Origin of the sequence: Caldisericum sp., assembly GCF_049967455.1 — a bacterium.
In the GTDB taxonomy this organism is placed as follows: domain Bacteria; phylum Caldisericota; class Caldisericia; order Caldisericales; family Caldisericaceae; genus Caldisericum; species Caldisericum exile_A.
In genome coordinates this window covers 86,970-94,134 of the sequence record NZ_JBMFSR010000004.1, presented here as the reverse complement: position 1 = coordinate 94,134, position 7,165 = coordinate 86,970, and the positions used below count along the sequence as shown (strand labels likewise).

At 37.4% G+C, this 7,165-nt stretch carries 5 protein-coding genes; all 5 read right to left on the bottom strand.

Annotated elements, in window-relative coordinates; genetic code table 11:
- Nucleotides 1-331, bottom strand: a 331-nt coding sequence (locus ACP5SP_RS02810; RefSeq protein WP_428066576.1) for a GTP-binding protein, incomplete at its 3' end; no start/stop codon positions are given.
- A 10-nt stretch (nt 332-341) separates the two neighbouring features.
- A complete protein-coding gene (gene fusA / locus ACP5SP_RS02805) occupies nt 342-2,423 on the bottom strand; it encodes an elongation factor G (protein ID WP_416085676.1) in 2,082 nt (693 codons plus the stop codon).
- 9 nt (nt 2,424-2,432) lie between these two features.
- Nucleotides 2,433-2,903, bottom strand: coding sequence for a 30S ribosomal protein S7 (gene rpsG, locus ACP5SP_RS02800; protein WP_424586739.1), 471 nt, complete (start codon nt 2,901-2,903; stop codon nt 2,433-2,435).
- Nucleotides 2,903-3,286, bottom strand: a complete 384-nt coding sequence (gene rpsL / locus ACP5SP_RS02795; protein WP_014453668.1) for a 30S ribosomal protein S12 — start codon at nt 3,284-3,286, stop codon at nt 2,903-2,905. Before rpsL ends, rpsG begins: the two co-directional genes overlap by 1 nt.
- 76 nt (nt 3,287-3,362) lie before the next feature.
- Nucleotides 3,363-7,163, bottom strand: a complete 3,801-nt coding sequence (gene rpoC, locus ACP5SP_RS02790; protein ID WP_428076005.1) for a DNA-directed RNA polymerase subunit beta' — start codon at nt 7,161-7,163, stop codon at nt 3,363-3,365.
- Nucleotides 7,164-7,165 lie beyond the last annotated feature (2 nt).

Here is a 7,165-nt window from a genome sequence, read left to right as displayed (position 1 = left end):
CTGTTGCTGCAACAACGAGAATTGCACCATCCATCTGAGCTGCACCAGTGATCATGTTTTTGATGTAGTCAACGTGACCTGGGCAGTCAATGTGAGCATAGTGCCTTTTCTCGGTTTCATACTCAGTGTGGTGGACGTTAATGGTAACGCCTCTTGCCTTTTCTTCAGGTGCATTGTCAATTTCATCGTACCTCTTGGGTTGAGTTTTACCAAGAGTTGCTAATACCTTTGTAATTGCTGCTGTAAGGGTAGTTTTACCATGATCAATATGACCAATGGTACCAATGTTTACGTGTGGCTTTACCCTTTCAAATTTTTCTTTAGTTGCCATGTTGTACCTCCTAAATTTCTCCTTTTGCTTTCTTTAAAATTTCTTCTTGTACAGCAGTAGGTACTCTCTCATATTTATGGAAAACCATCGAGAAAGATCCTCTACCCTGTGTAAGTGTCCTTAAAACTGTTGTATAGCCAAACATACTCTCAAGAGGAATAAGCGCTTGAACAATAACTGTATTTCCTCTTTCAATCATACCTTTTATACTTCCACGTCTTGCATTAACACTATTTATCACTTCACCTAAGAAAGTCATTGGCACAATAATTTCAACACTCATTATTGGTTCAAGAAGATATGGGCTTGCCATTGACACTGCATCTTTAAAAGCCTTGGACGCTGCTATTTTAAATGCAAGTTCAGATGAGTCAACAGGATGATATGACCCATCAATTAGTTCAACATGAACTCCATAAACAGGAAACCCAAGAAGAGGTCCATTTTCGGAAGCAATTTTGATTCCTTCTTCAATTGAAGGTATAAAATCTTTAGGTATTACCCCACCTTTTGTTTTATCTTCAAATTCGATACCTTTATCTGGTTCAATTGGAGAGACTTGAATTACGACATGTCCATACTGACCGTGTCCGCCTGTTTGTCTAATGTATTTACCTTCTGCCTTTGCAAAGCTACCAATTGCCTCTTTATATGCAACCTGAGGTTTTCCAACACGTGCTTCAACGTTGTACTCTCTGAATAACCTGTCAACAATAATCTCAAGATGTAACTCACCCATTCCTGAAATGATTGTTTCAGATGTATCCTCATCATATTTAATCTTGAAAGTTGGGTCTTCGATTGCAAATTTTGCAAGTGCCTGTGAGAGTTTCTCTTGATCTGCTCTTGTCTTTGGTTCAATTGCAACAGAAACAACTGGCTCAGGGAACTTAATATCTTCAAGAACTAAAGGCATATTTACATCCGATATTGTATGCCCAGTAATCGCATTTTTCACACCAACTATAGCTCCTAAATCGCCTGCCTTAAGATAATCAACATCCTCACGTTTGTTAGCATGTAGCCTTAATAGCCTTGCAACTCTCTGCTTTTCGTTTGTAGTTGCATTTAACACATAACTTCCCTTTTCAAGAGTACCAGAATAAACTCTAACAAAACTTAATATTCCAGAATAAGGATCAGCCATTACTTTAAATACAAGAGCTGCAAGCGGTCCGGATGGATCCGGTTTTAAAGTTATAGTTCTTCCGTCTTTAGTTGTTGCAATTATTTCACCCCTATCAATAGGAGAAGGAAGATAGTCACATACTCCATCAAGAAGCATCTGGATGCCTTTGTTTCTAAAAGAAGAACCCACAAAAACAGGGAAGGCAACTCCACTTACAGTGGCTCTTCTTATTGCTTGTTTTAAAGTATCTTTTGGGATATTACCCGTTTCAAGGTAAAGCCCTAGAGCATCTTCGTCAACATCTGCTACACTCTCTAACATTATTTCTCTATATTTTGCAAACTTTTCACTATACTCTTGTGGTATGTCAATTTCTTTAAATTCCTCACCTGTTTCTGAAGTGTAAACGTAAGCCTTGCCCTCAATAAGATCGATTATACCAACAAACTCGTCTTGTTCTCCTAAAGGAATTTGAAGCGGAATAATTTTTACATTAAGTCTTTCATCAATACTTTTGAGTGTATCTTCAAACGATGCACCAAGTCTATCCATTTTATTAATGTAAATAATCCTCGGTACCTTGTGCATCGTGGCTTGTCTCCAAACCGCTTCAGATTGGGCTTCAACTCCCTCGACGGCAGAAAAAATAACCACAGCTCCGTCGAGTACTCTAAGCGACCTTTCAACTTCAGCCGTAAAGTCAACATGGCCGGGCGTATCAATAATATTAATTTGATGTCCTTTCCAAAAGCATGTTGTAACAGCCGAAGTAATAGTAATACCCCTCTCTCTTTCTTGAACCATCCAATCGGTAACCGTATTACCATCATCTACATTACCCATCTTATAGGTTGTGCCGGTATAATACAAAATTCTTTCTGTTGTAGTCGTTTTACCAGCATCTATATGGGCTATGATTCCGATGTTCCTTATTTTTTCAAGAGGGGTATCAATATACGGCATAAATTTCACCTACCAACGTAAATGAGCATAAGACCTATTTGCTTCTGCCATCTTATGCAAATCAATCTTTTTCTTGTATGCTGCGCCAGTTTCGTTAGATGCGTTTATAATTTCGTCTGCCAACTTTTCTTCCATTCTCTTACCTTTAACACTTCGCGCAGCTTGAATTATCCACTTAATTGCAAGTTTTTGCCCTCTCTCTTTTTCAATTTCAATAGGAATTTGATAAGTAGCTCCACCTACTCTTCTTGGTTTGACTTCGACCAACGGTCTTACCTTTTCAAGAGCAAGCTCAAAGACTTCAAGAGGGTCTTTCCCAGTTTTATCTTTTAAAATATCAAATGCAGCATAAACAATTTTTTCTGCAAGGCTTTTTCTACCACCTTTCATCACATTGTTTATTAATTTTGCGACCATTACATTGTTATATACTGGGTCACCTTCAATTTCCCTTTTTGGGGCAGGTCCTCTACGAGGCATTATGCACCTCCCTTTTTGGGCTTCTTCGCACCATATTTAGATCTTCCACGCATTCTTCCTTCCACACCTGCTGCATCTAATGCACCACGAATGATGTGGTATCTTACACCTGGAAGGTCTTTAACTCTTCCACCACGTACCAAAACCATTGAGTGCTCCTGGAGATTATGTCCAATTCCAGGAATATAGGCAATGACTTCCTCTCCATTGGTAAGCCTCACCTTTGCAATTTTTCGCAAAGCAGAATTTGGCTTCTTAGGGGTCATTGTTCTTACTTGAATACAAACGCCCCTCTTCTGAGGACACCCTTGCAAGGCAGGTGTCTTACTCTTCTCTTTTGTCCTTTCTCTCGGACTTCTCACTAATTGGTTAAAAGTAGGCATATCAATTTCCTCCTAATTAAATTCTTTCACACAATTTGAAATTATAGCAAAATTATTTTAATTGTCAATAACATATTTAATCCTCAAAATCCATATTTGTACCTGCTGGAATCTTTTTCCCAACAATAATAGATTCTTTCATTCCTCTTAATAGGTCTATCTTTCCTTTAATTGCAGCCTCTGCAAGAACTCTTGGAGTTTCCTGGAAGGAAGCAGCAGATAAGAAACTGTCTGAAGAGAGTGCGGCCTTTGTAATACCCTGAACTAACAATCTGAACTTAGCAATTCTTTTTCCTTCTGCCTTCATTTTTCTATTCTCTTTAAGAACATCATCCTTGTTTACAACTTCACCTTCGTAGAAGTTAGTATCTCCAGAATCCATAATTTCAACTTTATCAAACATCCTTTTCAATATTATTTCGATATGTTTTATATTAATATCAACACCCTGAGACTTATACACCTTTTCAATCTCATGCAAAAGATATCTTGCAGTAAAATTAATACCCTTAATGTCAAGAATCTCTCGTGGATCAAGGGGTCCATCACTTAATATATCACCGACATTTACATAATCTCCTGTTTTTACATTCAATTTCTTATCACGTGGCGCTGGAATCTTTATTTTTTCACCTTTTTCTCCTGTAATTGTAATGAGTTGTCTCAACTTATCAGAAGTGACCTCAACCTTTCCTTTTGCAGGAGATACAATTGCCTTTCCCTTAGGACTTCTTGCGGAGAAAAGTTCCTCAACTCTTGGAAGACCCTGAGTAATATCCTGACTTGCTACACCACCAGTGTGGAATGTTCTTAGAGTTAATTGAGTTCCTGGTTCTCCAATCGACTCTGCTGCAACCACTCCAACTGCTTCACCAACTTTTACAATATCTCTATTTGAAAGATCAACTCCATAACACTTTGCACAAACACCATGCTCTACATTACAGGTAATTGGCGATCGAACTTTAACAGTCCTTATACCAAGACTTTCAATGAGTTCTGCTTTTTCTTTTGTAATAAGTTCATTTCTTCTAACTATTGGTTCCACATTTTCGTCAAATACTTCAACTTCTTTAACTTTTGCTTTCTCAAGAATTTCAATCACACCTTCTGTTATTTTTCTTCCTTTTTCAAGTAATAGCTCTCCATTATCAAAAACAGATTCTGCAAGAACATAACCTATCGCCTTTTTGTTAACTTTAACTTTTTTAGGTGTTATAGGTGGATAGATTGTTTCAGCTGCATACCTTCCCCAGATTTGTTCTGCAAGAGTTATTACAGGTTTATCGTAGTTGTTTCCTTCAACAATTGGGTAAACATCAATACCGTTAACAAAGTCTTCTATAAGAATTGAAGATATTCCAAGCTTATCAAGTAAAGATGCTTGCTTCGAAGAAATTGTATCACCTTTTCTAATAAATGCCATACCGGTATTAGGGTCAACAACATCTTCAGCTGCCACTTTAAGAATAACCTTTGAAGAGAGTGGCTCAATAAGTTCATCTCCAACCATAGTTGCCTTAACTCTTCTTACTGAGCAATCATCTTCTTTAACAATGATACCATGGGCAACATCTACCAATCTTCTTGTAAGATATCCTGAATCGGCTGTTCTTAACGCAGTATCTGCCTGTCCTTTTCTTGCTCCATGAGTTGAAAGGAAGTATTCAAGAACTGTGAGCCCTTCTCTCAAGTTTGATAGAATTGGGAACTCAATAATTTTACCAGTTGGACCAGCCATAAGTCCACGGATTCCAGCCATCTGTGTTATTTGTGTTGGGCTTCCACGAGCACCTGATATTGCCATCATGTAGACTGGATCAAAGTTATCAAAATTATTGAAGACGAGTTTCTGAATTTCTTCTGATGCCTTTCTCCAAATTTCAACTACCGCTTCATATCTTTGTGATTCTGATAATAAACCTTCGTTGTACTGAGCCTCTATATGTTCAACTTTTTTCTGTGCTTCTCTTATAACTTTATCTCTCTCTTTAGGTATTTTTATATCGTCGAGACCAATGCTAATTCCGCTAAATGTTGCAAACTTAAAACCAATATCCTTCAAATTATCAAGTAAGATGTCTGTTTTTACAAGACCGTATCTATCATAAAACTCGGAAATAATGCGTTCTAACTGTTTTTTACCAATTACTTCGTTTATGAAAGGATAGTCATCTTCACCATCAAAAACACCTTCGCGAATTTTCATGTTAAAGATAACTCTACCAACAGTAGTATTAAAAATTTTTCCTCTAAAACTGAATCTGATGCTATCGTGCAACTTCAGAAGCCCTTTTTCGTAAAGAAGCTCTACAAGATGTGGATTATCATATATACGTTTACTTTTAGGTTCAGCATTCTTTGATAGTGTAAGATAGTAAATCCCTATAACCATATCCTGAACAGGTGTATCAAGTGGACCACCATGTGCAGGAGAAAGTATATTGTGAGAAGAAAGCATAAGCATCTTTGCTTCCATCTGGGACTGTAAGGAAAGTGGCAAATGTATTGCCATCTGGTCTCCATCGAAGTCAGCATTAAATGGAGTACACACAAGAGGAGAAATTTGGATTGCTTTACCTTCTATCAATACAGGTTTAAAAGCTTGGATGCTAAGCCTATGAAGGGTTGGCGCACGGTTAAGCAAAACTACATAATTTTTCGAAAGATCCTCAACCGCTTTCCAAACTTCTGGAGTTGGATTCTCGATGAGTTCCTTGGCTTTTTTCTTGTTGTATCCAAGCTTAGAGAGTTCAAAAGTCACAAAAGGTTTAAATAGTTCAAGTGCCATCTCTTTTGGAACGCCACATTCATCAATTTTTAATTCTGGACCTACAACGATAACGGCTCTTCCAGAATAGTCAACTCTCTTTCCAAGAAGGTTTTCTCTAAACCTACCTTCCTTACCTTTTAAGATATCTGTTAAGGATCTTAAAGGTCTCTTATTTGCGTTAACTACAGGATAAGGTTTTCTTCCGTTGTCAAATAGTGCATCAACTGCCTCTTGAAGCATCCTTTTTTCGTTTTCAAGCATTATATCAGGAGCATTTACTTCATATAATTTCTTTAAGCGATTGTTCCTATTTATCACTCTTCTGTAAAGTTCATTAAGATCATCAGAAGCATATTTACCACCTTCAAGCGGGACCAAGGGCCTTAAATCAGGAGGTATAACAGGTATAACGGTCAAAACCATATCCTCAGGCTTTCTGTTATTGTTTAAAAGTCCTTCAACAACACTTAAGAGTCTTACTGCGCTACTCTTTTCTTGCGAAGAACCACTTTTAAGTTTTAAAAGGGCTTCTTCTCTTAACTTATTCAAATCCACATGCTCAAGTAATTCTTTTATTGCCTCTCCGCCCTTCTTTGCAACAAAATCAAGATTCTCTTCAAATCTATACATGTAGTACTCTTCTTCAGAGAGGACTTGTTTATACCTTAATTTTGTTTTCTTCGGATCTGTTACAACATATGCTACAAAATAAATAATTTTCTCTACATCCTGAGACTTCATATCGAGAAGAAGCGCAATATAGTTTATGTTGTTCTTGAAGTACCATATATGAGCAACGGGTGTTGCAAGTTGAATATGTCCAAAACGTTCCCTTCTTACGCTTGATGGTAAAATTTCAACTCCACAGTTAGGACATTTTAAACCTTCATATTGCTTTCCCTTCAGTTTTCCACAATGGCACTGATAAGAATGTACTGGTCCAAATATTTTTTCACAAAAAAGCCCGTCAGGTTCAGGAAGATAATTCCTATAACTATAAGTATCTCCTCGCTTAACCTCTCCGTGAGACCACGATAGGATCTCTTCAGTTGAGGCAAGCAAAATTTTCAATGCTTTTATATCTGCTTTATTCAAAAGATTCACCC